The organism is Burkholderia lata (genome assembly GCF_902499335.1).
Taxonomy (GTDB): Bacteria; Pseudomonadota; Gammaproteobacteria; order Burkholderiales; family Burkholderiaceae; genus Burkholderia; species Burkholderia lata_B.
In genome coordinates this window covers 22,101-46,889 of the sequence record NZ_CABVQK010000023.1, presented here as the reverse complement: position 1 = coordinate 46,889, position 24,789 = coordinate 22,101, and the positions used below count along the sequence as shown (strand labels likewise).

Genomic DNA, 24,789 nt, shown 5'->3' with positions numbered 1-24,789 from the left:
CTTGACGAGCCCAACGAAAGATCAGACGAGGGGCAAACGCCCCTCTTTCATGTGACGATTACTCGACGCCCTTCACGCGTCGATGCCTGCCCCATCCCGATACCCGTCAATCCAAAATAAATTCGGATAACGATGTATTCAGGTTGACGAAGTATCGATGTCGAAACCACCCCATGAAGATTCATGGATACGCGAGGGCCGATGTCCACGCGCGCCGCTCCGGCACACCGCCGGCCACGCACGCCGCCGGCCGCCATACGTCCCGGAGCGATTCAGCCCGGCACGGTCCGGCGACTCGATGGCCGTCCCCGGCGGGTGTCACCGAGCACCGCCATCGTCCCGATGCGTACCGCCGTGCGCTTACGCGAGACGACGACCCGCATTCCGTGTCGAGCGGAACCGGCTGGCGTCATGCGCCTGGGCTGCTCGCTCCAGCGCGCAGTAGGCGTAATAGAGCACGACCGTCAGGTAGGACCACGTCACCAGCGCCAGCACATAGAAATTGAGCACGACGTTGTGTGCGTCTCCCGGGATCGGATAGAAATCGTAGATGCACGCGATCGCGAACGACGTCACCATTGCAATAGTTGAAGTCATCGCATGGAACCGCTCGCCGGCCGCCAGCAATTTCCGGACGAAACCGGCGAGATAGATCGTCAACAATGCCCACATCGCGACATAGAAGTACGGTAACTCCTTGGCGACGAGACCGGACACGAGCACGACGGTGCCGACGACCGAAATCCCGAACAGCAAGACATCCTGGCGCCCCGAGGGCTTGTAGCCGCGCGTCACGGCCATCAGGCCCGCGACGGCGACGATCGGCATCCCGAAGCCCCGTGAAAACGCATCCAGAAAATGCGAGATGAGCCCCGAAGTCTCGTACTGAGTCGCGAAATAGATCAACGCATTCGACGAGGAAACCGTCACGATCAGCCACTCGATCCCGAGCAGGTAGTTCCGCTTCTTCAGAAACTTGCAGCCGTAGATGGCCGTCGTAGTCGCCAGCAACCCACTGGCAAGGCAAAGCACGAGCGATCTGCTGTCCATGATCAAACACTCCATTCCGATTGCATACGGTTCATCATTCCTTCTCCGGGTTCAAACTCGCCAGGTACTGGGCGACGGCCTCACGGTCCTTCTGCGACAAGGCAGCGGTGACGCGCTGCATCGTGCCGGTCGCTTCGGTGCGCGTGCCGGCGGCAAACGCGTCCATCTGCTTGAGCAGATAGTCGTGCCCCTGGCCCGCCAGACGCGGGAACTGCGCCTGGCCCGTCAGGCGCGCGCCGTGACATGCGGCGCATGCCGCCTTCTCGACCAGTTGCCTGCCCTGCGCCGCCAGTTGCGGATCCGCGTCGAAGTAGCGGTTGCGGCGGGCCGGCTGCCGTGCGTAGTAATCGGCCAGCGACTGGATCTCGGTCTCGCTCAGGCTCATCGCCAGCGGCGCCATGTTCGGGTTCACGCGCTTGCCGCTCGCGAAGTCGTGAAGCTGGGCCGCCACGTACGACGCCGGTTGCCCCGCGAGGCTCGGATAGCCCTGCTCGAGCGAAGTGCCCTTGACGCCATGACAGCCGAGGCAGGTATCGGTCTGATGCGGCCACGGGCCGCCGTCGGCACGGTAGGCGTCTTCCGACGCGGATACGAACTGTTGAAGGCGATACAGATCCAGCAGGGTCGGCCCGAAGACGGCGAGCGACACGGCGACGAGCCCCGCGACGGCGAGCACAATGCGTTTTTTCATGATGGCTCTCCTATGCGCGGCGCAAGCCGTTCAGTGCCTGCAATGCGCCCTGGTGGCCCGACCGCACGGCACCATCCATGTAGCCCGCCCAGATGTTCGCGGTTTCGGTCCCCGACCAGATCAGGTTGCCGCACGGCAAATGCAGCCCGGCGCCATGCGCGCTCCAGAAGCCCGGCGGAATCGCGGAAACACACGTGATCGTCCACGGGTCGACCCGGCTCCAGTCGTGGTCGTGGTACGACACGGGCGACAACGCGTCATCGCCCCACGCCTGCGCATAGATTTCCGCGAGCATGCGTTGCGCGGCCTTGCGGTCCGTCGGCACCAGCGCGTTCCGGATGAATGCATTGATGATCCCGATCTCGCCGCCGGGCGGGGAATTGTCGAAGGCCCAGATGACCGGCCCGCCGGCCTGGAAGATATGGCCGTTCAGCCCCTTCTCCCGCCAGAACGGACGCCGATAGACCATCGCGGTCTTGCGCGCCGGCGAGTGAGCAGGCCACGCGCGCTGCAGCGACGCGCGCTTCTCGGGCAACGGCGGCTCGAACCGCACCTGGTTGCACAGGGCCGGATGAATGGCCATGATGACCTTGCGCGCACGCCAGTCGCCGCGGTCGGTATGCAGCGTGACGATGTCGCGATCCCAGTTGGAGATCCTGCGAACCGGGGTCGACAGGCGCACCTTGTCGCCCAGTTGCCCGGCCATCTTCGTGCTGAGAACCTGCGAGCCGCCGATGAAGCGCGTTTCCTGCGCGCTGTGCTTGATGGAGTCGAGCTGCGCATAGTCGCAACTCGCCGAATTGATCATCGACAGGAAGTGCAGCAGCCCCATCCGGGCCGGCGGTACGCCGCCGGACAGCGTGCACGAGCCTTCCCAACCCACCCGGTCCTCGGGCTTGATGTCCTGCGTCACCAGCCAGTCGCCAACCGACTGCTTGTCCAGCTCGCCGACCCGGGGCGACGCCCACGGCGCGCCCGACGGCACGTCGCGCGACATCTTGCTGAGCTTCGCGGCAATGGCTTCGTCGGTGCCGAACGTGCCCTTCAGGTCGACTGTCGCGCGCCCTTCACCACCCAGGATGACCGTCTTGCCTTCGTAGTAAGTCGGGAACGTGCCGACCTCCAGCTCGCGCGCGAGATCCGCGACGGCGGTCTGGCCCGGCCCGATCCATTGCCCGCCGACCTCGGTGACGTATCCGCCTTCCACGTTGTAGTTGAGGGTCCGGCCGCCGACGCGGTCGCGCGCCTCGAGCACCACGAACGATTCGCAACCGGCCTGGCGCAAATCGCGTGCGGCCGTCAGTCCGGCCAGCCCCGCGCCGATGATGACCACATCGAGCACGTCGCCCGGATTGCCGGACGTGCCGCCTTCGCCGGCGCTCGCCTGCCGTGCGCCGATCGCGAGCGTGCCCACGGCAGCGGCTGACGCACCCGCGTACTTGAGCCACTGCCGCCGATGCGGATCGGCTGCTTGATTGGGGAAAGACTTCTTTGGCATGGTGTGTTGGCTACTGCAATGAAAGTCGCTCGGGAGCCGTCCATCAGGATGACGAACGATAGGCGGCCCGTTCGGCACGTCGTTCCGAACCGATCGGAGTGCGGCTGTCATCCCTGCCCCGCTCGTGGCGCAAGGCAAGTCGACGAACCATGCAATCCATTTGTAGGAATATGTGACAAACGTAGGTCATGATACATATAATCGGAATAAAAAAAAGACAGGGGATAACCCTGCCTTCGGAGAACCGGTACACGCTTGTACATGACGACGTTCAATGCCGATCATTCATCGCACGAATACGTGCCGATTCACAAAATAAACTTCAATGCGGCACACGCGCCCGCTATGCTTGGCGCCACGAATTCACGCGAGAAAACGCATCGATCCGCGCGCAATGACAGCGCCGCACGGCGCGCATGCGCCGGCCCCCATGTGCGGCAGCAATTGGCTTCCGCGGCGTGGCGCTCGTGCCGCTCAATCCGGCTCCCCGCGTCGTCGACGGGGCCTTGCTTCATGGGAACAGGAATGTCAGGCGCCTGCGCGGAAATACCCGTCGATATCTCGTCCCGATTCAACGTCCTCGGCTATCCGAACGGGGGCTACCTCACCAGGCTGGCAGCCGAAACACTCGCCGGCCGAAGCGCGCATCCCGACCTGCTGTCGATCAACGCGAGTTTTCTCGGCCATCCCGTTGCCGGCCCCGCAATGGCCCGCATCGTTGAACTTGGATCGACGAAAAGCCTGTCGCGCGCGACGTTGTCGTTGATTCAGGATGACGAACTCAAGGCGTTCTACGTGGCGACGTTCACCGATTTCTCCCGGACAACCGGCGCCACGGCGTCGCATTGTGCGGGGCCGCAGCTGCCCGCCACGCCTTATCACGCATGCGTGAACATCGACACGCTGGCGATCCCGGAACCGATGCGGTCGTTCATCTCGCAGTTCGACCTGCGCCTCGCACCCGGGGCATTACAGAACAGCGGGCCGGAACACACAGCGACCATCGAAGGATGGATTTCTATGGATGACGAAGTATCGCCGACGCTCGCGTCGCTGCCCCTCTTCGCAGATGCGTTCCCGCCGCCGATCTACAACATCATCGATCGCGCCGAGTGGGGATCGGTGCCGACGATCGAATATGCGGTACACGTCAAGGCCAACCCTGGTCCCGGGCCGATCCACGCACGCTTCGTGACGAAGGAGGTCCGCAACGGCCTGCTGGTCATCGACGGTGAACTGCGGGATACGGGCGGGCAACTCGTGGCGGAATCGCGTCAGCTCGCGAAATTCCGTGGGACGCTCGGCAACCCGTCGCCGGCAAGCTGAATGACCGCCCTGCGCGCCGCGATTGCGAAACGAGGCGCCCGCCACGCGGTATTGCACACGGCGGCGACAAAAGAAAAAAGACAGGGGCATGCCCTGTCTTCCTGTGTAACCTGGCCAGGCCGCGGCCGCTATCGGCTCTTGCCGCCGGACGCCTTGCCTTCCACCAGGCTGTACACCGACGCCAGGAACCTCGCATCGAGCCCCTCCGTCTGCCGCCCCATCGTGTACTGGAGTGCCAGCCCGTCAGCCATCGCGACGAGCAGCATCGCCACTTGCTCACCGTCTGCCGCCTTGAGGCCCGGATTCACGGAACGGACGAGCGCGGTAATGGCTTGTGTCAAGGACGCATACCATTCGTCGATCAGCCGCGCGCATTCGGGATCGATCGACGCGAACGACATGAAGTGGGCCCACAGGGCCGTGCCCTTGACGTCCTTCGCATTCTCGAGCGCCATCCCGAGCAATGCATCGAGCGTTTCACGCGGCGATGCGCCGCTTTCGAGCGCACGCTTCAGCGCGGTCAGGTATGCCTCGATCTCGGGCTCCATGACCGCGCGCAGCACGGCGAGCCGCGTCGGGAAATAGTACTGGAGGTTGCTGACGCTGATGCCGGCGCGCTGCGCGACCGCACGCTGGGAAAACTCCAGCGCGCCGCCCTCGAGCAGGAGTTTCCGCGCCACGCGCACGATGAGTTTGCGCGTCCGAACGCCCTGGGCCCGAAGGCCTTCGGGCTGCGCGCCGGTGGGTGCAGCACTCGATGTGCGCCGTTTCCTGGTCGGTTGCTCAATAGGCACTGTCATCGCTTCCGTCGTGATCTGGGCGTTCCCGCCTTCCTGATGTGATTGGACCGGCGTTACGCCGGTCGCGAACGACTATACCCGATGCCGACACCAATTTCCATCCGGGGCGCCGCCGCTCGATGGCCGGCGGCCGCCTCCACCATTCGTCGCGGCGGCCGGGGCCGCGCCGAGCCCGCGCGTTCCACCGCGGCGCTACCGACCGCCCGCGTCACCGCAACGAGCCGGCGGGATCGCCGCGCTTCTCCCAGCGTTACCTGACGCCGCCGTCGCGCCCGGAAGACACGTTGGCGAGGTAGTACGCCACGGCACGGATGTCGTCACCGGACAACCTGCCGACCGCGGCATGCATCGCACTGGCCGGAACCGCACGATTCCCGGTCTTGATGGCCGTGATCTGCTTCACCAGATCCGCCTCGTCATGATTCGCGAGGCGCGGCGCACGATCCACCGCCGCAGTCGCGGCCGCTTTGTGCGTCGGGGCGATACTCGCCAGATAATGCGCGACGGCCCGGACGTCGTCGTCCGACAACGCGGCGGCCACACCATTCATCGCGCCCGTCTCGTCATGCCGCTTGCCCGCGCGGAACGCGACGAGCTGGTCCGCCAGATAGGCCTCGCCCTGCCCCGCGAGGCGAGGCGCGCGCTCGTTGCCCGTCAGGTCCGCGCCATGACAGGCGACGCAGCTCCTCGCCTGCACCACCGACATGCCGCGCGCGGCGAGCGCCGCGTCGACGCGGATCTTCTCGTTCTGCACCGGTGCCTGGCGCGAGAAATAATCGGCCAGCAGCTTCATCTGTTTCTCGTCCATCCCGCGCGCCAGCGGCCCCATGTACGGGTCCGGCCGCCGGTCGCCGGCGAACGCGCGCAACTGGGCCTCGATATAGGCCGCCGGCTGGCCGGACAGCGCCGGATATCCGCCGTTACCGGACTGCCCGCGCGGGCCGTGACAGATGAAACACGTCTCCTGCGGCTGAGGCCACGGGCCGGCATCGGCCTGGCGCGCGTCGACCTCGCCGTCCAGCACTTTCCCGAAGCGGTAATAGCCGTACAGATCGCGCCCGAACAGCACGCCGGCCGCCGACACCGCAGCCACCACGACAACACCGATGATCAATGCTCGCTTCACTCAAGCCTCCGTCGTCCGATGCGCGAGCGCACCCAATACCTGCAGTGCGGCGCGATGCCCCGAACGCACCGCACCATCCATTGCGCCGGCCCAGATGTCGGCGGTTTCCGTTCCCGACCAGATCAGCCGCCCGACCGGCGGGTGCAGGTACTCGCCCCACTTGGTCCAGAAGCCGGGCGGAATCGGATGAATGCAGGTGAGCGACCACGGGTCCACCTTGCCCCAGTCGTAATCGTGGAACTGCGTCGGGCGCAGCGCCTTGTCGCCGAGCGCCTGCGCGTAGATCGCGGAAAGCGTCTGCTCCGCCACCTTCGCGTCGCTCGCGAGCGCGCCCGGTGCGATGAAGCCATTGATGACGCCGATCGAACCGTCCGGCGGCGAGTTGTCATAGGCCCACAGCAGCGGACCGTTGACCGGGATGACCTGCCCGTTGCAACCGTCGTCCCGCCAGAACGGCCGGTCGTAGACGTGAACCGTCTTGCGCATCGGCGCGTAGGCGGGCCATAGGCGTTGCAACTGCGCGCGACCGTCCGGCAGCGGCGGGTCGAACACGACCTGGTTGCACAGCGCCGGATTCAACGCGACGATCACGCGGCGCGCGCGCACGACGCCCTGGTCGGTGTGGAGCTCGACGACCTCGCGATTCCAGCCGGCAATCCTGCGCACCGGGCAGGACAGCTTCACCCGCTCGCCCAGTTCGTTCGCCATCCTGATGCTCAGCACCTGCGAACCGCCGACGAAGCGCGACTCCTGTGCGCCGCCCTTGATCGACTCGAGCTGGTCGTAGTCGCTGTTCGCGCTGTTGATCGTCGCCAGGTAGTGCAGCAAGCCGAGCTGCGCCGGCGCGGTGCCGAGCGACAACCGGGCCGCCAGGCTGAACGAGAATTTCTCCTCGTTGGTGAGGCCCTGCTGCGCGAGCCACGCGCCCAGCGACACTTTGTCGAGCGCCGCCGCATTCGGTGCTTTCCACGGTGCCGCCGAAGGCACGTGCTTCGCCATCGCGTTGAGCCGGGCCGCGATCGTGGGGTTGCCGCCCACCGTACCGTGCGTGTCCTGGGCTACCCGGGCGCCGTCCGCGAGGAACACCGTCTTGCCCTCGTAGTAGGTATCGAAGGTATCGACGTTCAGCTCGCGCGCGAGATCGACGATCGCCGTCTGGCCGGGACCGAACCATTGACCGCCGGCTTCGGAGATTCTCCCGCCGCCGAGGTCGTGGTTGTAGGTGCGCCCACCCACGCGATCACGCGCCTCGAGCACGACGAACGACTCACATCCGGCACGCTTCAGGTCGCGCGCGGCGGTCAGCCCCGCGAGGCCCGCGCCGATGATCGCGACGTCGAGCACGCCGTCGTTTTTGGTGACTGCGTTGGCCGCTTGCGCGATCGACACTTCGCCGGCCGCGAGCGACGCAGCGCCTACCGCTGCGAGGCGCAATATGTTGCGCCGGGTCTGGGTATCCGGCCTGGGTTTGCGATTCATTTTTATATTCCTTCCATCCTCGTCAGTTTGTCCTTGCACCGGCTCGCCGCGATCGCGCGGTCATTCCATCGACGCGTCGCATGGGCTGCCCGCGAACACCCGCGTCACCGCCGCGTCGACCCATGCGTCGGTCAGGTGCCACCGTCCGCTCGCGCCGTCGGGCAACACGTCGTCGCCCAGCCCCGTCAGGCCGAGCGTCAGCAACTCGACCGGCAACGGCAGCCGCACGTCCACAGGCTCGTCGAGCACGCGATCGCATGCCGCGCTCCCTTCCCGCCGCTCTTTCAAAAACGCATTGAACTGAACACGGAACGGCGGATCGTGCCTCGACAGGAGCGCCGCTTCCATCCACATGACGCAGGCGTCGGGCTGGCGATAGCGCTTCCTGAAGTACGTGTGCATCGCGCGCTCCGTCGCCTCGCGGCTGTTGCGCGCCTCGACGATGCGCATCAGCGCACGCTCGACGTCTTCGTAATCGCGCTTCAACAGTTCGAGCAGCACGACGGTCTTGTCGCGAAAATTCGAATAGAACGCGCCACGCGTATAGCCCGCCGCGACGGCAATGCTTTCGATGCTCGTCGCCGCATAACCTCTTTCGGCGAAGATCGTGCGTGCTGCTTTCAGCAGACGCTCCCGTGTCTCGCCATCGCCTTTCTTTCCGCGCGGAGGCATCGGCTTCACCGCATGCACCGACTGATCCACGCCGGGTTTTTCACACGCTTGCAGATCCTCATTCATGTCAGGATTCCTATTCGAATGAGGTAAATTCATGCCACCGGAGCACGCGTGAAGCCCCGGTCCTTTCGACATGACGCTTCCGTTCCAGCGCGCAGTACGCGTAATAGATCGCGACCGCGAAATATGACCACGTCAGCAACGCCAGCACGGGAAAGCCGAATACGGCGCCGTTCGCGTTGCCAGGCATCTCGTACAGGTCGTCGACGTACGCGACGACCAGCGACAGCACGAGCGCCAGTGTCGTCGTCATCGCATGCAACGCTTCGCCCGCACGCAACAACCGCACGACGAAATAAACCAGATAGAGCGCCAGCAACGCCCACATCGCGACATAGAAATACGGCAGGACGATATCGACGAATTCGAGCGTCATCAGCGCCATCGTTCCCACCACGGCCATCCCGAACAACATGACGACCTGCTGGGCCATCGGCCGGTATTCGTGCGTGACGGCCATCATGCCGGCAGCCGCAATCACCGGGATGCCGAACCCTCGCGTGAACATGTCGAGGAAATGCGCGATGCCGGACGAGCATGACCAGCCCGTCGCCATGAAAACCAGCGCATTGATGGACGAAGCGGTGACGACCCACCAGGCGACGCCGAGCAGCGGGTTGCGCTTCCGGACGAACTTCAGGCCGTAGGTGCCTGTCGCCCATGCCAGCAAGGCGACGGACAACCCGATGTCAGGAGATATGAGATCCATCATGAAACTTCCAGTACCGATTCGGTTCGATGCTTCATTTCCTTCCCGGATCAACGCTCGCCCGACTCGATTGCGTACGTCCATCGGTGTGCTCATGTTTCCCGTTCGCACCGGCAGCGACACCACACGACACCCTTCGTCGATCCTCGCCCTTCCATCGGACACCGACGGATCAAGTCACCTTGGGCATCCATAAGATAGAAAACGTTACCCAATGTAGGTCATGATACATAACAACTATTCATAAAAAAAAGCAGGGTATTCCCCTGCCTCGCAAGCATCTGGATCACTTGAAATCATCCGGGAGGCACCCGGTCACCCGATCGGGCAACACGCGTGTCGGCCCGCGCCGCACGGTAACGCCAGCGTCCCGCGCGTTCCAACGCACGCCGAACCATCGTGTCATCGAGTGGCCGATTTCGTACGGTAATATTGCGATTCGATGGAGTGAATAGCAGGATCCCAAGCGGACACCATGATTGAAGAACCCATACCGTCCCGCGCAAGACGAGCTGTTCGGCCGCTGTCCCTGTCGGTCGAGAGCGATCCCGTCGATACGAGCCCGCCCCTTTCCGGTCCCGGGCGACATGGCACCTCCGGCACACCCGGCGCCGGAAACCTCGACACACCGAGGCGCGCCGCTCCCTTCCGCGCCACTTCCGCAACCCTTGACCGGTACACCGTTCACCCGCCCCGGTCACGCCTCTCCCCTGACGCCACGGCAATCCAGCCGCACAACTGTCCCGTCGTGAATCGACGCAACACCACGCTTGGGAGCACGAAATGAAGCTTGGAGGATTGGGCCGCAAGATCGCTGTGTCGATGGCGGAGCTGGCGCTCGGCATCACGCTGGTCGTCGTGCTGACGCTCTATGCGTTCTACTACCTGGTGCTCCGGTACTGGACCGACATCTGCTACCAGGCGAGCTGGTTCCCGTCGAACCCCGAGTGGCTATGGCTGGGCACCACGCTCCTGATCGGCCTCGCAATCGCCATTGTCGTGTCTGCCCGGCTCGCGCATCAGATCCTCGTGCCGCTCAACTCGGTCGCGGACAGCATTCGCCGCGTCGCCAAGGGCGACCTGACCGCGCGCGCCGTCGCCGGCGATCGATCGATTCGCGAGGCCGCACTGATCGCGGACGACTTCAATGCGCTCGCGACCCAGCTGCAGCGTATGACGGACGAACAGGCATTCTGGAATGCCGCGATCGCGCACGAACTGCGTACACCGGTCACGGTCCTGCGCGGGCGGTTGCAGGGGCTAGCGGAGGGTGTCTTCCAGCCGGGGGAGGCACTGTTCCGAAGCCTGCTGATCCAGGCGGAAGGCCTGACGCGCCTGATCGAGGATCTCCGCGTGATCAGCCTCGCCGAAAGCGGGCATCTGAGCGTCAGCATCCAGGAGACCGATCTGGCGACGCACGTCAAGGCGGTCGCCGAGATGTTCGAGGATTCGCTGGCCGCGGCCGGTCAACACATGGTGCTCGATCTCGATACGCGGCCCGTACACTGCGACCCGTTCCGGATGCGCCAGGCGCTGCTCGCGCTGCTGGAGAATGCGCGGCGCTATGCGGTGCCCGGCGCGATCCGCATTCACACGCGGGTCGAAAGCGGTGCGTGCCAGCTGGTGGTCGAAGACGAGGGTCCGGGCATCCCCGCCGATTGCGCAGCCCGGATCTTCGATGCATTCCGGCGCGTGGATGATACGCATTCCAACCAGAAAGGCGGCAGCGGCCTGGGGCTGGCCGTGGTCGCCGCCATTGCGCAGGCTCATGCCGGAGCAGCATCGTGCCGCCCGACCGCGCGCGGCGGCACGGCGTTCGAGTTGCGCTGGCCCGACAGCCCCGTATCGGCGCGCGCGGCGGCGCCGGATCGGAAGGACCCGGCGCTCGCCCCGCAACGCACCCTCGATCCCGACCCACGGTAGGCCTCGCGGCAAGCGGTCGACGCGCCCCGTGGGCCGGCCTGCCGCCCCGCGGCGCGGCGCACACGCCCGCCACCGCTGAACAGGAGGCGCCCGTGGCCCGCGCGATGCGCACGCCGCCCTCACCGAAGCGAACCTCGCAATAGCATCCCCCCGGGCACCGGCCCGGGCATGCAGATGGCACGCACGGCCACCGGCGTTTCATTAGACGATTGCGACATTCCGCGATCCCCGTGCCACCCATCCCGCTTCCGGATACCGCCCAGTCGTCCCCGAGCCCGCCATCCTGGGGCTCGACCCGCCCTCGCATCCCCCTTTCGCGATTCTTTCGCCTCCTCCATCAAACCTCCATCTTTCCGCACAAAAAACTCCATCGGGCGCATCCACACTGCGAACCGAAAATGCGGGCCAATGGGTGCCTGCGTCCCAAGGAGTCCACATGAAGAATCAGAAACGAGCCTGCTACGGCGCCGTGTGCGCGCTGGTGGCGGCGATGCTGGCGGGCTGCGGGCCCTCCGAACAGCAGGCCGCCGCGCCGGCCACCCCGGTTGCGGCGATGACGCTGGCAGCCTCGCGTCTCGACCTGACCGAAGACCTGCCGGGCCGCGTTGCGGCCGTCCGGATCGCCGAGATCCGGCCGCAGGTCAGCGGCATCGTGCAGCGACGGCTGTTCGAGCAGGGCACGGAAGTGCGTGCCGGCCAGCCGCTGTTCCAGATCAACCCGGCGCCGTTCAAGGCCGACATGGACACGGCCGCGGCGGCCCTGCAACGCGCGGAAGCCGCGCTCGCACGGGCCAAGGTGCAGACCACCCGGCTCAAGCCGCTGGTCGAGGCCGACGCGATCAGCCGTCAGGTCTACGACGACTCGGTGTCGCAACGCGACCAGGCTGCCGCCGACGTCGCGCAAGCCCGCGCGACGCTCGCGCGACGCCAGCTCGACCTGAAGTTCGCGACCGTCGAGGCGCCGATCACGGGCCGCATCGACCAGGCCCTCGTGACCGAGGGTGCGCTGGTCGCGAGCAGCGACAGCCAGCCGATGGCGCGTATCCAGCAGATCGACCAGGTCTACGTGGACGTGCGCCAGCCGGCCGCGTCGCTCGAATCGCTGCGCGGGGCGCTCGCGGCCCAGCCGGACGGCGCGGGCAACGGGCTGCCGGTCGACGTGCTGCGCGACGACGACAAACGCTACGACGTGAAGGGCCGCATGCTGTTCTCGGGCGTCAACGTCGACCCGGGCACCGGCGACGTGCTGCTGCGCGTGCTGGTCGACAACCCGAAGCGCGAGCTGCTGCCGGGCATGTACGTGCGTGCCCGCATCCCGCGTGGGCACTACGACAACGCGCTGACCGTGCCGCAACAGGCGATCGTCCGCGCGGGCGGCAAGCCGCAGGTCTGGGTGCTCGACGCGAAAAGCCAGGCGCACCTGAAGGCCGTCGAAGTGGGCGAGCTGACGAACCGCAGCTACCGCATCAAGTCGGGTCTGCAGGCGGGCCAGAAGGTCGTCGTCGAAGGCATGGAGCGCCTGAGCGACGGCGCGACCGTGACGGCGACCGCATGGAAAGCGCCTGAAGCGGTCAAGACCGCTTCCTCGCACTGAGTCACAGGGAGCATCCAGTCATGTCCCAATTCTTCATCCGGCGCCCGATCTTCGCGTGGGTGATCGCCCTCTTCATCATCCTGCTGGGTCTGATCGCCATCCCCGAACTGCCGGTCGCGCGCTATCCGTCGGTCGCGCCGCCGACCGTCACCATTACCGCCACCTACCCGGGCGCCACGCCGCAGACGATGAACGACAGCGTGCTGAGCCTCATCGAGCGCGAGCTGTCCGGCGTCCGGAACCTGCTGTACTTCGAATCGGCGTCGGATACCTCCGGCCAGGCGAAGATCACCGCGACCTTCAAGCCCGGCACCGATTCGGCGATGGCGCAGGTCGAGGTGCAGAACAAGCTCAAGTCGGTCGAGCCGCGCCTGCCGCCCGTCGTGCGGCAAAACGGCGTGATCGTGGAGTCGGCCGCCACGGGCTTCCTGTTGTTCGTCGGCCTGAAGTCGGACAGCGGCCGCTATGACGAAAACGCGCTGGCCGACTACATGGCGCGCAACGTCGTCGAGGACCTGCGACGTGTCGAAGGCGTCGGCAAGGTGCAACTGTTCGGCTCCGAACAGGCGATGCGCATCTGGGTCGATCCGCAGAAGCTGATCACCTACGGGCTGTCGATGAACGACCTGACGACGGCCGTCAGCCAGCAGAACGTGCAGATCGCCCCGGGCAGCCTCGGTGCGGCGCCCGCGCTGCCGGGCCAGCGCGTCACGGTGCCGCTCACCGCGCAAGGCCAGCTCACGACGCCGGAGCAGTTCGCGAAGATCGTGCTGCGCGCGAACGCGAACGGCTCGAAGGTCGTGCTCGGCGACGTCGCACGGGTCGAACTCGGCCCGCAGACGTTCACCTTCGTCAACAGCGAAAACGGCAAGCCCGCCACCTTCGCCGGTGTGCAGCTGGCGCCGGGCGCCAACGCGGTGAAGACCGCCGAGGCCGTGCGCGAGCAGCTCGACATGATCGCCAAGACGATGCCGGCCGGCATGACCTACTCGATCCCGTTCGATACCGCGCCGTTCGTGAAGATCTCGATCGAGAAGGTGATCCACACGCTGATCGAAGCGATGGTGCTCGTGTTCCTGGTGATGTACCTGTTCCTGCAGAACGTGCGCTACACGCTGATCCCGGCGATCGTCGCGCCGGTGGCGATGCTCGGCACCTTCACGGTCATGCTGATGACAGGCTTCTCGATCAACGTGCTGACGATGTTCGGCATGGTGCTCGCGATCGGCATCATCGTCGACGACGCGATCGTCGTCGTGGAGAACGTCGAACGCCTGATGGTGGAAGAAGGCCTGTCGCCGAAGGACGCGACGATCAAGGCCATGAAGGAAATCACCGGCGCAATCATCGGCATCACGCTGGTGCTGACGGCCGTGTTCCTGCCGATGGCAATGTCGAGCGGTTCGGTCGGCGTGATCTATCAGCAGTTCACGATGTCGATGGCCGTGTCGATCATGTTCTCGGCCCTGCTCGCGCTGACGCTCACGCCGGCCCTGTGCGCGACGATGCTCAAGCCGGTCGAGCATGGCCACCACGAGAAGCGCGGCTTCTTCGGCTGGTTCAACCGCCGCTTCGACCGCATGACGAACTGGTACGAAACGCGCGTCGGCAAGCTGGTCGGCCGCACGGGCCGCGTGATGCTGCTGTTCGTCGCGATTTCCACCGCGCTGGTGTTCGGCTTCCGCATGCTGCCGTCGTCGTTCCTGCCCGAGGAAGACCAGGGCTACTTCATGACCGGCTTCCTGCTCCCGGCGGATTCGACCGTCGAGCGCACCGGCGACGTGGTCAAGACCCTCGAGAAGCACCTCGCATCGCGTCCGGGCATCGAGTCGAGCATCTCCATCATCGGCTACGGCTTCTCCGGCCTCGGCTCCAACGCGGCACTGAACTACGCGGTGCTCAAGGACTGGGACAAGCGCGAAGGGGCAACCGCGATGGACGAAGCGATGCGCGCGCAGGCCGCGATGGGCGGCGTGACGGAAGGCACGGTCATGAGCCTGTTGCCGCCCGCGATCGACGGGCTGGGTACCAGCTCGGGCTTCACGATGCGCCTGCAGGATCGCGCGAACCAGGGCTACGCGGCGCTCAAGGCGGCTGAAGCCAAGCTGCTCGAACTGGCCGCGCAAAGCAAGGTGGTGACCGGTGTCTATCCGGACAGCCTGCCGGCCGGCACGAGCGTGAAGCTGGACATCGACCGCGAGAAGGCCGAAGCGCTCGGCGTGTCGTTCACGACCATCAGCGACACGCTGTCGGCCGCGATGGGCTCGACCTACGTGAACGACTTCCCGAACGCGGGCCGCATGCAGCAGGTGATCATCCAGGCGGATGCCCCGGCACGCATGCAGATCGAGAACGTGATGAAGCTCTACGTGCGCAACGCGACCGGCGGCATGGTGCCGCTGTCCGAAGTGGTGCGCCCGGTCTGGTCGGAAACCCCGCTGCAGTTGGTGCGCTTCCAGGGTTATCCGTCTGCACGTATCTCCGGCGGCTCGGCCCCCGGCTACTCCAGCGGCGCGGCCATGGTCGAAATGGAGCGTCTGGCCGCGCAGCTGCCGCCGGGCTTCACGGTGGCGTGGACCGGCCAGTCGCTGCAGGAGCGTGAGTCGGCTTCGCAGGCGCCGATGCTGATGGCGCTGTCGATGGTCGTCGTGTTCCTGGTGCTCGCGGCGCTCTACGAGAGCTGGGCGGTTCCGTTGTCGGTGATGCTGGTGGTGCCGCTCGGCCTGATCGGCGCACTCGGCGCGGTGATGTTGCGCGGGATGCCGAACGACGTGTTCTTCAAGGTCGGGATGATCACCGTGATCGGCCTGTCTGCGAAGAACGCAATCCTGATCGTGGAGGTCGCGAAGCAGTTGCGCGAGGAAGGCATGGGGCTGATCGAGTCGGCCGTGCAGGCATCGAAGCTGCGTCTGCGCCCGATCCTGATGACCTCGCTCGCGTTCGGCCTCGGCGTCGTACCGCTGATGATCGCGACCGGCGCGAGCGCCGAAACGCAGCACGCGATCGGCACCGGCGTGTTCGGCGGCATGGTGACCGCCACCGTGCTGGCCATTTTCTTCGTTCCGGTTTTCTACGTGTTCGTGATGAGCATCCAGGAACGCATCTCGGCATGGCGCGCATCCGGCAAGAAGCCCGCCACCGTGACCCACGAACATGAAGGTTGATGCCATGCGATCACTCATTCTTTCCGCCGCGGTTTCCGCCGCGCTCGCGCTGTCGGCGTGCTCGATGGCGCCGAAGCTGGTCAAGCCCGAGATGCCGGTGCCGACCGCCTATACGACCGCTGCCGCGGCCGACCAGCACGCGAACGCGGCCGATCTCGGCTGGCGCACGATGTTCGGCGACCGTCGCCTGCAGCGCCTGATCGAGCTCGCGCTCGAGAACAACCGCGACCTGCGCCTGGCCGCGCTGAATGTGCAGGCTGCCGAAGCGCAGTACGGCATCCAGCGTTCCGCGCGCCTGCCGTCGATCGGTGCCGGCGCAAGCTTCACCCGTCAGCGCACGCCCGCCGACTCGCAATCGAACCCGCCGTTGCTCGAAAACACGCAGAACCAGTACGGCGTGAACATCGGCCTCAGCGCGTTCGAGATCGACCTGTTCGGCCGCGTGAAATCGCTGTCCGATGCGGCGTTCGCGCGCTACCTCGCGACCGATCACGGCCGCCGGGCAGTGCAGATCGCGCTCGTCGGCTCCGTGGCCAACGCGTATTTCGCCGAGCGTCTCGCGCAGGAGCAGCGCGCGCTGTCCGAACGCACGCTGAACGACTGGCGCCAGTCGCTCGACCTCGCGCGCCGCCTCAAGCTCGCCGACCAGGCCAGCGGCGTCGACATCGCGCAGGCCGAAGGCCAGGTCGCGAGCGCCAGCGCCGATCTCGAGGCGCGTTCGCGCGCCGTCGAGCAGGCGGGCAACGCACTGCGGCTGCTGGTCGGCACCGACCTGCCGAAGAACCTGCCCGACCCGCTGTCGCTGGAGCGCCAGCCGGTGATGACGCAACTGCCGGCCGGGCTGCCGTCGGAATTGCTGTACCGCCGGCCGGACATCCAGCAGGCCGAGCAGAACCTCGTCGCCGCCAACGCCGACATCGGCGCGGCGCGCGCCGCGTTCTTCCCGCGCCTGTCGCTGACCTCGTCGATCGGCTTCCTCAGCCCGGGGTTGGGCAGCCTGTTCGACGGCGGCCAGCGCGTGTGGAGCTTCGCGCCGCAGGTCACGCTGCCGATCTTCCAGGGCGGCCGGCTGCGCTCCGAGCTGAATCTCGCGGAAGTGCGCAAGTCCAGCGCGGTCGTCGAGTACGAACGCTCGATCCAGACCGCGTTCCGCGAAGTGGCCGACGGCCTCGCCGGGCGCGAGACCTTCAGCCGCCAGATCGATGCGCAAGCGAAGGTCGTCAAGAGCGCCGAGCGCCGTACCGATCTCGTGAACCTGCGCTATCGCGCCGGCATCGAGGATCGGCTGGAACTGCTCGACTCGCAGCGGCAGCTGTATGCCGCGCGCCAGGCGTTGCTGGATCTGCGCAACGCCGAACTGGGCAACGCGGTCGCGCTCTACAAGGCGCTCGGTGGCGGGCTGACCGACACCGACGTGCCTCCCGCCAACAACGTGGCGAACAACTGAGCCATGAGCCGTCGCCGATCCGTTCGCGACGACTGAAAGCACGGTGAAGTCCGGCGGCGCACGTGCCGCGCCGCCGGCCCGCCTACCGGTCACGCTCACTTCCAGTGAACCCGATGAACCCTCTGATACTCATTGCCGAAGACGATCCGGAGATCGCCGAAATACTCGACGCCTACCTCGCCCACGACGGCTTTCGTACCTACCGCGTCGGTCACGGCCAGGCCGTGCTCGACGTGCAGCCCGTGCTGAAGCCCGACCTGATCCTGCTCGACGTCAGGATGCCGAAGAAGGACGGCTGGGAAGTCCTGGTCGAACTGCGCCGCCGCGGCGACACGCCGATCGTCATCATCACTGCGCTCGACCGCGAGATCGACCGCCTGCAGGGGCTGCGTTTCGGTGCGGACGACTACATCACGAAGCCGTTCAATCCGGCCGAGGTGGTCGCGCGCATCCGTGCAATCCTGCGCCGGTTCGAAACGGCCGCCTCGGGACGCTTCATCAAGGTCGGCAACCTTGAAATCGACACGCAAAGCTACCTGACCACGGTCCGCACGGACACCGGAGAAACCAGCATCTCGCTGACGTTGACCGAATTCCGGCTGCTCGCGCACCTGGCCGGCTCGCCGAACCGCGTGTTCACGCGCAGCGAACTGATCGACGCCTGCCTCGCCGACATCGATGCACTGGAGCGTACCGTCGACAGCCATATCAGCCGGCTGCGCAAGAAGCTCGAATGCGCGGGCGCGTCCGGGATGCCGGAGGTGATGCGCGGCGTCGGCTACCGGCTGCGCAGCACCCAGTGAACACGCGCCATGGATCGCGGCGGCGCGTGGCACGGATCATCGGCTTCCTGATGGTCGCCGCTGTCGTGCTGACGATCGCGACCGGATGGTTTCTCATCTACGGCCTGATCCTCGCCGTTTCGTCTGCTGCGACCGACAACCCGATCGCCGGCGTGATCCGCGAGACGCCGAGCTATCTGATACTCGCCGCCGTGTTGCTGGCCGCGCTGGTCGCGACGGTCATCGACCTCGTCAGACTGGCGCGCGGAACCGGCTTGTAGGAACAGGCCGACGCGCATTGCACGCGTGCGGCCACACTGCGATTCCTTTGTTTTTGAATCGGGTTGTTTCCTGAATCACGATAAAAATCGGATTTTCGATTTAATTATCGGAAGAACTTCTTTTCCAGAGATCTGATCAACTGCATGCGCGCAGCGAGGTGCGAAATGAGAAGTCATGGAAATGTCTCTTCGTCAATCGATGGCGATTCTCGCGAACTGGAAAGAAGCGATGATTCACGGATTGGCTGCGTCAAGCCGATTCCGATCGACGAAATCGAACCGGAGGAACGCTGGCGCCGCATGATGCACTCACTCAACGCATGCAGCGACGGCGCGCGAATCAACCGGCCACGCAAGGATTGCGCGGTTGATTCACGTAGAAAAACGACTTCGGGCGATCGATCGAAGTGCTGCGCAACGATCGATATTCTTGATCAACCGACGTCCAGCACGGTGGTGCTTTCGTGGCGGGATTCAACGGGCGGACATTATGGCTATCAAACCTGGCACAAAGGATATGCCCGACGGACAGGGTTATGTGCGGCGAGTGGAATGCCTATCGAACCGGGCGACGAGATTTTTCGGCCAAGCGTGCGGAATGGCCGCCCGACGAACTGGGCCGCGATGATACTCGCGCTTCACATCTCCAGCATCGACTTTGCCCGGATCACGAAATAGACGGGGCTCGCTTCAAACTCCCGGCCGGACGCCGAAGCTGTCCGGCTTCTGGAAACCAGGCCCCGCATTGCGCCTTCCGTCCGGCTGAAGCGCGCATGGGCAGCTCACCACTGAAGCTCTGACAACAAAACCATCACCATGGCTATTTTCGAATTGATGATTGCGCTGCTACTGGCGATCCTTGTCTTGCACTATGTCGGGCATAAGCTCGGGCTCCCCCCCGCCGTCGCACTGATCATCGGCGGCGGTTTCATCGCCTTTCTGCCCGGGCTGCCCGAGGTGCATATCGATCCGGAACTGGTGCTGGTGATCTTTCTGCCCCCGTTGCTGATGGACAGCGCCCTGGGAATTTCACTCGACCATCTGCGCCGGCACATGCTGGGCGTCGGGGCACTGGCGATTGGTGCGGTGCTCTTCACCACGGTCGTGGTGGCCCTCGTCACCCACTGGCTGGTGCCCTCCCTGCCCTGGGCGGCTTGCGCGGCCCTGGGCGCACTGGTCGCGCCGCCGGATGCGGTTTCGGCCCGCGCCGCGCTGCAGCAAGTCAAACTGCCGCGCCGCCTCCTGATCCTCCTGGAGGGAGAGAGCCTGTTCAACGATGCGACGGGCCTCGTGCTGTTTCGCTTTGCGGTGGCAGCGGGCGTGACGGGCCTGTTCAGTCCGGCCGAAGCCCTTGGCAGCTTCGCACTGCTCGCGCTGGGTGGCGTACTGATCGGCGCCTTCGTCGGTGGCGCCTGGGTGCTCCTGATGCGCCATCTCGACGAAGACAGCCTGGTCATCGCCGCCAGCCCGCTATGTGCGTGGGGCTCCTATCTTCTGGCCGAGCGCTTCCACGTTTCGGGGGTGATCGCCACCGTGACCACGGGGCTCATCTGTGCCTGGTTCCAGCATCGCGTGCTCAACGCGTCGGCGCGCCTGTACGGCACGGGCTTCTGGACAGTCACGATCTTCATTCTCGAGGCGTTCGTCTTCCTGATCATCGGATCGTCGCTGCATGAGTTGATCCAGCGCGGCGACGGGCTCGACACGATGCTCGCGGAGATGGGCGTACCGGTGCTGATCGTCGTTCTTTCCGTGATCCTCGCGCGGTTTGCCTGGGTGTATGTGTCGGACGGCGCGCTCATCCTGCTACGGAAGTTGGGCGTGACCCGCTTCCATCCGCTCGGGCTTGCCGATGCCACGGTATTGAGTTGGGCCGGCATGCGAGGGGTGATCACCCTGGCGCTCGCCGCCAGCTTGCCGGACAGTTTTCCGGGGCGCGATTTCATCCTCGTCACCGCCATTGCCGTCATCCTCGCCACCGTGCTGGTGCAGGGGCAGTCGCTCGGCGCCGTGATCCGCTGGACGGGGCTCGCGGCGCCGGAAAGCGACAAGCCTCGCCTGAGCATGAGCGAGGCGGAGGCCGTGATTGCCAAGGTGCAGTATGAGTTGATGGCGAAACGGGCATACAACGCGACAGGCGAACTCGTTCACCCGATGCTGCTGGACATTCACAAGCACAAGGCCGAGGACATGGCCCGCTACGCGCGGCACGCCGACGAATACAAGTCCCAACTCGATGCGCGTTCGGATACCGTGCTGGAACTGATCGCGGCGGCACGTGCCGAGCTCATGCGCCTCTACCGCGCCGGTGACATCGACGAGCACACGCTGCACGAACTGACGCGCGACCTCGATCTCGAGGAACTCCGCGCCATTTCCGCGAAGGCGTGAGGATATCGCGATCGATGGAAACGCACCGCATTCAAGCACATTCCGGCTCCATCATTTCTCCATCAAACCGCACAAAAACGTCCATCGACGCCAAGCACACTGCGAAGCAAGTCATCGAGCGCGCATGCGCGAGCAACACGAACACATGGACACGTATCCGACCCTGATCGCCTGCGAGCATTGCGACAGCGTCTATCGACGCCGTGCGCTGGGGCCTCACGAGGTCGCGCGTTGCGAGCGATGTTCCGCCGTGCTGTTTCGATCGAGCTGGCTCGATATCGACCGGTGGCTCGCGCTGGCGGTTGCCGCAGGCGTGGTGTTCGCCATCGCCAACCTCTGCCCGATCATGCGGATCAGCGTACAGGGGCTGCATAGCGAAGCCACGCTGTGGCAATCCGCGCTCGCGCTTGCCGAAGGCTACGCCGCGCCGATCGCGATTCCGACGGCGCTCGCCATCGTGGTGGTGCCGTTCCTGCAGATCGCCACGCTGATCTGGTTGCTGGCCTTTGCCCGCGCCGGGCGTCGCGCGCCCGCGTTCGGCCCGCTGATGCGGCTGCTCGTCGCGCTGCGGCCCTGGAGCATGATCGAGGTCGGATTGCTCGGCATCCTGATCGCCATCATCAAGCTGTCGAGCATCATGCAGATCATTCCCGGCGCCGGCTTGTGGGCCACGGCCGTGCTGATGGTGCTGATCCCGCTGATCGCGGGTCACGACACGCGCCAGCTGTGGGACTGGGTCGTGCCGGTGGAAACGTCCGGAGGCCGCCCGTGAGCCTGCCTGTACGCGCCAGTCAACTGGGCATGATCGGGTGCCATGCGTGCGGCCTCGTCTGCCGCACGCACGCATCCGCCGCGCAGGATGCGCACGCGCATGCCGCCGAAGCGGAACGCTGCCCGCGGTGCGGCTCCGCGCTGCACGCGCGTCGTTCGAACAGCCTCGTGCGCGCGTGGGCACTCCTGATCGCCAGCCTGATCTTCTACATCCCGGCCAACCTGTTGCCGGTGATGCGCACCACGCTGCTCGGCAGCCACAGCGAATCGACGATCCTCAGCGGCGTCGTGGTGTTCTGGAAAAGCGGCTCGTACGGCATCGCGTCGGTGATCTTCATCGCGAGCGTCGTCGTGCCGTGCACGAAGTTTCTCGCGATCGGCACGTTGCTCGTCACGACGGGCCGGCGCAGCGTGTCGGCCATGCGCGAGCGGGCCGTGCTGTACCGCGCGGTCGAGCTGGTCGGCTACTGGTCGATGCTGGACGTGCTGGTCGTCGCGATCATCTGTGCGCTGGTGAAGTTCGGTCCGCTGTCCGAGATCGAACCGCGCGCCGGCATTTTGTTTTTCGGCATGGTCGTCATTCTCACGATGCTGTCTGCGATGAGTTTTGACCCACGCCTCATTTGGGACGCCGAGAAAGCATGAATCCTGTATCCGGCCCGCAAGGCCTCGAACCCCACGACCCGCCCGTGACACGCAACCGCCTGCGGCTTTCGCTCGTCTGGCTCGTGCCGCTCGTCGCGGCGTTGATCGGCCTGTCGATGGTGATACACGCGTGGTTGTCCGTCGGACCGGAAATCACGATCACGTTCAACACCGCGCAAGGCCTCGAAGCCGGCAAGACGCCCGTCAAGTACAAGGACGTCGTGATCGGCACCGTGACCGCCATCTCGCTGAGCGACGACAGTTCGCACGTCGTCGCGACGGTGTCGTTCGTGAAGAATGCGCGCAACCTGATTCACGACGACACGCGGTTCTGGGTCGTGCGCCCCCGCGTCGGCATGAGCGGCGTATCGGGTATCGACACGCTGTTCTCCGGCGCGTACATCGGCATGGACACGGGCCGCTCGCAGAACGCGCGGAAAGCCTTCACGGGGCTCGAGACGCCGCCTACCGTCATCAACGGCATGCCGGGGACGAGTTTCGCGTTGCGGGCCACCGATCTCGGTTCGCTCGATATCGGCTCGCCGGTCTATTACCGCCATCTGATGGTGGGCCACGTCGCGTCGTACAAGCTCGACATGCAGAGCCGCGACATGAACCTGCAGGTGTTCATCGATGCGCCGTACGATCGGCTGGTGACGACCGATACGCGCTTCTGGAACGCGAGCGGCATGGATCTGTCGCTCGACGCCCACGGCCTGAAACTGAAAACCCAGTCGGTCGCCACGATCATGGGCGGCGGCATCGCGTTCGCGACACCGGAAGACAGCGAGGCGGCGGCAGCCCCTGCCGGCCGCCTGTTTACGCTCGCCGACAACGAAACTTTCGCGATGGCTGCGCCGGACGGGCCATCCCAGCTCATTCGACTCCGTTTCGAGCAGCCGTTGCGCGGGCTCGCCGTCGGGGCGCCGGTGGAATTTTCCGGCATCGAAATGGGCAAGGTCGTCTCGACCCGGCTCGACTTCGACCGTACCACCCGGCGCTTCCAGTCCATCGTCATGGTGAAGGTCTATCCGTATCGGCTCGGCCCCGTCATCGAGAAACTGCAGAAGACCGAAGGCAACGGCAATCCGCGCGCGGCCCAGTTTCTCGCGGGCCTGGTCGAGCATGGGCTCCGTGCGCAGGCGCGTACCGGCAACCTGCTGACGGAGCAGCTCTACATTTCGTTCGATTTCGTGAAAAACGCGCCGAAGGTGCCGTTCGATGCGAATGCGACGCCGCTGACCTTGCCCACCGTGGCGAGTACGTTCGACAAGTTGCCGGAGCAGATCGCCGACATCGTCGACAAGATCAACAAGATGCCGCTGGATTCGATCGGCAAGCATGTCGATTCGAGCCTGACGAACCTGGACGCGACGCTCAGGCAGGTCAACGGCCAGTTGCTGCCGTCGACGACGCGCGCGCTCGACCAGGCGAACCAGACGTTCGGCGCATTGCGCCAGGGCATCGCCGACGACGGCCCGCTTCAGGAAAACCTGGCGAACACGCTGACCGAAGTCCAGCGCACCGCGCGATCGTTGCGCACGCTGACCGACATGCTGGGCCGCCGTCCCGAATCGCTGCTCCGGGGAACCGGGGCCGATCACGCGCCGAGCGCGCCTGTCGCCCCTTCAACCCCGCCTGTCCAGCAGGAGCCACGACAACCATGAGCTTCCCGATTCGCGCCAGGACGATCGCCCTGGGCGCCGGCGCCGTCATCGCGCTGACCGCCTGCGCGTCGAACCCGGTGCATTACTACACGCTCGTCTCGCCGGCCACGTCCGCGACGGCAACGGCAGCACGCGCCACCGCGCCGCTGGCGATCAACGTGCTGCCGGTCGGCATCCCCGCCCAGCTCGACCAGCAGCAGATGGTCGTGCGCAGCGGGACGGGCACCGCGGTGATACTCGACAACGAACGCTGGGTCGCACCGCTCGGCGACGAGCTGCGCGCGGCGCTTTCGTCGGCGCTCGTCGAGCAACTGGGCGCGCGCAACGTCACCGGCCTGCCGCGTCCGTCGAACCAGACCGTCATGAGCATCCGCACGCAGGTGCGCCGCTTCGATGCGTGGCCCGGGCGCATGGCGCAGTTCGAAGCCGATTGGGTCGTCGGTGTGCAGCAGGACACGCCGGGCACGCGCATTTCGTGCAGCACGCGGCTCAACGAGGCGGCCCCCGGAGGCTACGCCGACATGGTGCGCGTGCAACAGCGCATGATCGAGCAGTTCGCCACCCGCATCGCGAGCACGGTGCGCAGCTTCGGCACCGGGCGCCCTGCCTGTCCGCCGGATTCGTAAACCGTCCCGCCCAGGGGAGCCGTCCATGGGAGCGCGCGAGGGTAGCCAGTTATGGGAACCGGCTACCTTCAAGCGACGCGCGAC

The 24,789-nt window shown here is 65.6% G+C and carries 21 protein-coding genes; 13 read left to right on the top strand and 8 right to left on the bottom strand.

Going from position 1 to position 24,789, the window contains the following annotated elements:
- Window positions 1-360: 360 nt before the first annotated feature.
- From BCO18175_RS38250 to BCO18175_RS38240, 3 genes are read right to left on the bottom strand one after another with little or no spacing between them, the layout of a single operon-like run.
- Entirely contained in the window at window positions 361-1,050 is a 690-nt protein-coding gene (locus tag BCO18175_RS38250) for a hypothetical protein (RefSeq protein WP_174988808.1), read from the bottom strand.
- 34 nt (window positions 1,051-1,084) lie between these two features.
- Window positions 1,085-1,741 (bottom strand): c-type cytochrome, encoded by a 657-nt coding sequence (locus tag BCO18175_RS38245; protein ID WP_174988807.1) that lies wholly within the window; start codon window positions 1,739-1,741, stop codon window positions 1,085-1,087.
- Window positions 1,742-1,751: 10 nt separating this feature from the next.
- A complete protein-coding gene (locus tag BCO18175_RS38240) occupies window positions 1,752-3,239 on the bottom strand; it encodes a flavin monoamine oxidase family protein (RefSeq protein WP_174988805.1) in 1,488 nt (495 codons plus the stop codon).
- 261 nt (window positions 3,240-3,500) lie between these two features.
- On the opposite strand from BCO18175_RS38240, the gene BCO18175_RS38235 reads away from it, so the two are divergent.
- A complete protein-coding gene (locus BCO18175_RS38235) occupies window positions 3,501-4,565 on the top strand; it encodes a thioesterase family protein (RefSeq protein WP_174988803.1) in 1,065 nt (354 codons plus the stop codon).
- A 128-nt stretch (window positions 4,566-4,693) separates the two neighbouring features.
- On the opposite strand, the gene BCO18175_RS38230 is transcribed toward BCO18175_RS38235, so the two are convergent.
- The 5 genes from BCO18175_RS38230 to BCO18175_RS38210 all read right to left on the bottom strand — a co-directional run bounded on the left by BCO18175_RS38230 (window position 4,694) and on the right by BCO18175_RS38210 (window position 9,414).
- Window positions 4,694-5,365: a TetR/AcrR family transcriptional regulator gene (locus tag BCO18175_RS38230; protein ID WP_174988801.1), complete on the bottom strand. Its 672-nt coding sequence runs from the start codon at window positions 5,363-5,365 to the stop codon at window positions 4,694-4,696.
- A 250-nt stretch (window positions 5,366-5,615) separates the two neighbouring features.
- Window positions 5,616-6,491, bottom strand: coding sequence for a c-type cytochrome (locus BCO18175_RS38225; RefSeq protein ID WP_174988799.1), 876 nt, complete (start codon window positions 6,489-6,491; stop codon window positions 5,616-5,618).
- The gene (locus BCO18175_RS38220; RefSeq protein WP_174988797.1) at window positions 6,492-7,970 is read right to left on the bottom strand and encodes a flavin monoamine oxidase family protein; all 1,479 of its coding nucleotides are present in this window, start codon (window positions 7,968-7,970) and stop codon (window positions 6,492-6,494) included.
- Window positions 7,971-8,030: 60 nt separating this feature from the next.
- On the bottom strand, window positions 8,031-8,780 hold the full coding sequence (locus tag BCO18175_RS38215; protein WP_174988795.1) for a TetR/AcrR family transcriptional regulator: 750 nt from the start codon (window positions 8,778-8,780) through the stop codon (window positions 8,031-8,033).
- Window positions 8,719-9,414 carry a hypothetical protein gene (locus BCO18175_RS38210; RefSeq protein ID WP_438820530.1) on the bottom strand — a complete coding sequence of 232 codons (696 nt, stop codon included), beginning with the start codon at window positions 9,412-9,414 and terminating at the stop codon, window positions 8,719-8,721. Before BCO18175_RS38210 ends, BCO18175_RS38215 begins: the two co-directional genes overlap by 62 nt.
- Before the next feature lie 783 nt (window positions 9,415-10,197).
- Between BCO18175_RS38210 and BCO18175_RS38205 the strand changes: the two genes are divergently transcribed.
- The 12 genes from BCO18175_RS38205 to BCO18175_RS38150 all read left to right on the top strand — a co-directional run bounded on the left by BCO18175_RS38205 (window position 10,198) and on the right by BCO18175_RS38150 (window position 24,705).
- On the top strand, window positions 10,198-11,337 hold the full coding sequence (locus tag BCO18175_RS38205) for an ATP-binding protein (protein WP_174988792.1): 1,140 nt from the start codon (window positions 10,198-10,200) through the stop codon (window positions 11,335-11,337).
- A 436-nt stretch (window positions 11,338-11,773) separates the two neighbouring features.
- On the top strand, window positions 11,774-12,931 hold the full coding sequence (locus BCO18175_RS38200) for an efflux RND transporter periplasmic adaptor subunit (protein WP_174968577.1): 1,158 nt from the start codon (window positions 11,774-11,776) through the stop codon (window positions 12,929-12,931).
- Window positions 12,932-12,951: 20 nt separating this feature from the next.
- Window positions 12,952-16,095, top strand: coding sequence for a multidrug efflux RND transporter permease subunit (locus tag BCO18175_RS38195; RefSeq protein ID WP_174988790.1), 3,144 nt, complete (start codon window positions 12,952-12,954; stop codon window positions 16,093-16,095).
- 4 nt (window positions 16,096-16,099) lie between these two features.
- The gene (locus BCO18175_RS38190) at window positions 16,100-17,542 is read left to right on the top strand and encodes an efflux transporter outer membrane subunit (RefSeq protein WP_174988788.1); all 1,443 of its coding nucleotides are present in this window, start codon (window positions 16,100-16,102) and stop codon (window positions 17,540-17,542) included.
- A gap of 113 nt (window positions 17,543-17,655) precedes the next feature.
- Window positions 17,656-18,345 (top strand): response regulator, encoded by a 690-nt coding sequence (locus tag BCO18175_RS38185; protein ID WP_174968580.1) that lies wholly within the window; start codon window positions 17,656-17,658, stop codon window positions 18,343-18,345.
- Between the two features lie 26 nt (window positions 18,346-18,371).
- Window positions 18,372-18,605 carry a hypothetical protein gene (locus tag BCO18175_RS38180; RefSeq protein ID WP_174988786.1) on the top strand — a complete coding sequence of 78 codons (234 nt, stop codon included), beginning with the start codon at window positions 18,372-18,374 and terminating at the stop codon, window positions 18,603-18,605.
- Between the two features lie 165 nt (window positions 18,606-18,770).
- The gene (locus BCO18175_RS38175) at window positions 18,771-19,283 is read left to right on the top strand and encodes a DUF3331 domain-containing protein (RefSeq protein WP_174988784.1); all 513 of its coding nucleotides are present in this window, start codon (window positions 18,771-18,773) and stop codon (window positions 19,281-19,283) included.
- Between the two features lie 138 nt (window positions 19,284-19,421).
- Window positions 19,422-20,996 (top strand): Na+/H+ antiporter, encoded by a 1,575-nt coding sequence (locus BCO18175_RS38170; RefSeq protein WP_174988782.1) that lies wholly within the window; start codon window positions 19,422-19,424, stop codon window positions 20,994-20,996.
- A 124-nt stretch (window positions 20,997-21,120) separates the two neighbouring features.
- A complete protein-coding gene (locus BCO18175_RS38165) occupies window positions 21,121-21,768 on the top strand; it encodes a paraquat-inducible protein A (protein WP_174968584.1) in 648 nt (215 codons plus the stop codon).
- The gene (locus BCO18175_RS38160) at window positions 21,765-22,412 is read left to right on the top strand and encodes a paraquat-inducible protein A (RefSeq protein WP_174988780.1); all 648 of its coding nucleotides are present in this window, start codon (window positions 21,765-21,767) and stop codon (window positions 22,410-22,412) included. Before BCO18175_RS38165 ends, BCO18175_RS38160 begins: the two co-directional genes overlap by 4 nt.
- A complete protein-coding gene (locus tag BCO18175_RS38155; RefSeq protein WP_174988778.1) occupies window positions 22,409-24,079 on the top strand; it encodes an intermembrane transport protein PqiB in 1,671 nt (556 codons plus the stop codon). The genes BCO18175_RS38160 and BCO18175_RS38155 overlap by 4 nt, the downstream gene beginning before the upstream one ends.
- Complete coding sequence (locus BCO18175_RS38150; RefSeq protein ID WP_174988777.1) at window positions 24,076-24,705, top strand: PqiC family protein; 630 nt, start codon at window positions 24,076-24,078, stop codon at window positions 24,703-24,705. Before BCO18175_RS38155 ends, BCO18175_RS38150 begins: the two co-directional genes overlap by 4 nt.
- Window positions 24,706-24,789 lie beyond the last annotated feature (84 nt).

Coding starts and splice junctions, on each gene's coding strand:
- BCO18175_RS38250 (WP_174988808.1), bottom strand. CDS start 1,050: ATGGACAGCAGATCGCTCGTGCTTTGCCTTGCCAGTGGGTTGCTGGCG.
- BCO18175_RS38245 (WP_174988807.1), bottom strand. CDS start 1,741: ATGAAAAAACGCATTGTGCTCGCCGTCGCGGGGCTCGTCGCCGTGTCG.
- BCO18175_RS38240 (WP_174988805.1), bottom strand. CDS start 3,239: ATGCCAAAGAAGTCTTTCCCCAATCAAGCAGCCGATCCGCATCGGCGG.
- BCO18175_RS38235 (WP_174988803.1), top strand. CDS start 3,501: ATGACGACGTTCAATGCCGATCATTCATCGCACGAATACGTGCCGATT.
- BCO18175_RS38230 (WP_174988801.1), bottom strand. CDS start 5,365: ATGACAGTGCCTATTGAGCAACCGACCAGGAAACGGCGCACATCGAGT.
- BCO18175_RS38220 (WP_174988797.1), bottom strand. CDS start 7,970: ATGAATCGCAAACCCAGGCCGGATACCCAGACCCGGCGCAACATATTG.
- BCO18175_RS38215 (WP_174988795.1), bottom strand. CDS start 8,780: ATGTCGAAAGGACCGGGGCTTCACGCGTGCTCCGGTGGCATGAATTTA.
- BCO18175_RS38210 (WP_438820530.1), bottom strand. CDS start 9,414: ATGGATCTCATATCTCCTGACATCGGGTTGTCCGTCGCCTTGCTGGCA.
- BCO18175_RS38205 (WP_174988792.1), top strand. CDS start 10,198: ATGAAGCTTGGAGGATTGGGCCGCAAGATCGCTGTGTCGATGGCGGAG.
- BCO18175_RS38200 (WP_174968577.1), top strand. CDS start 11,774: ATGAAGAATCAGAAACGAGCCTGCTACGGCGCCGTGTGCGCGCTGGTG.
- BCO18175_RS38195 (WP_174988790.1), top strand. CDS start 12,952: ATGTCCCAATTCTTCATCCGGCGCCCGATCTTCGCGTGGGTGATCGCC.
- BCO18175_RS38190 (WP_174988788.1), top strand. CDS start 16,100: ATGCGATCACTCATTCTTTCCGCCGCGGTTTCCGCCGCGCTCGCGCTG.
- BCO18175_RS38185 (WP_174968580.1), top strand. CDS start 17,656: ATGAACCCTCTGATACTCATTGCCGAAGACGATCCGGAGATCGCCGAA.
- BCO18175_RS38175 (WP_174988784.1), top strand. CDS start 18,771: ATGAGAAGTCATGGAAATGTCTCTTCGTCAATCGATGGCGATTCTCGC.
- BCO18175_RS38170 (WP_174988782.1), top strand. CDS start 19,422: ATGGCTATTTTCGAATTGATGATTGCGCTGCTACTGGCGATCCTTGTC.
- BCO18175_RS38165 (WP_174968584.1), top strand. CDS start 21,121: ATGCGCGAGCAACACGAACACATGGACACGTATCCGACCCTGATCGCC.
- BCO18175_RS38155 (WP_174988778.1), top strand. CDS start 22,409: ATGAATCCTGTATCCGGCCCGCAAGGCCTCGAACCCCACGACCCGCCC.
- BCO18175_RS38150 (WP_174988777.1), top strand. CDS start 24,076: ATGAGCTTCCCGATTCGCGCCAGGACGATCGCCCTGGGCGCCGGCGCC.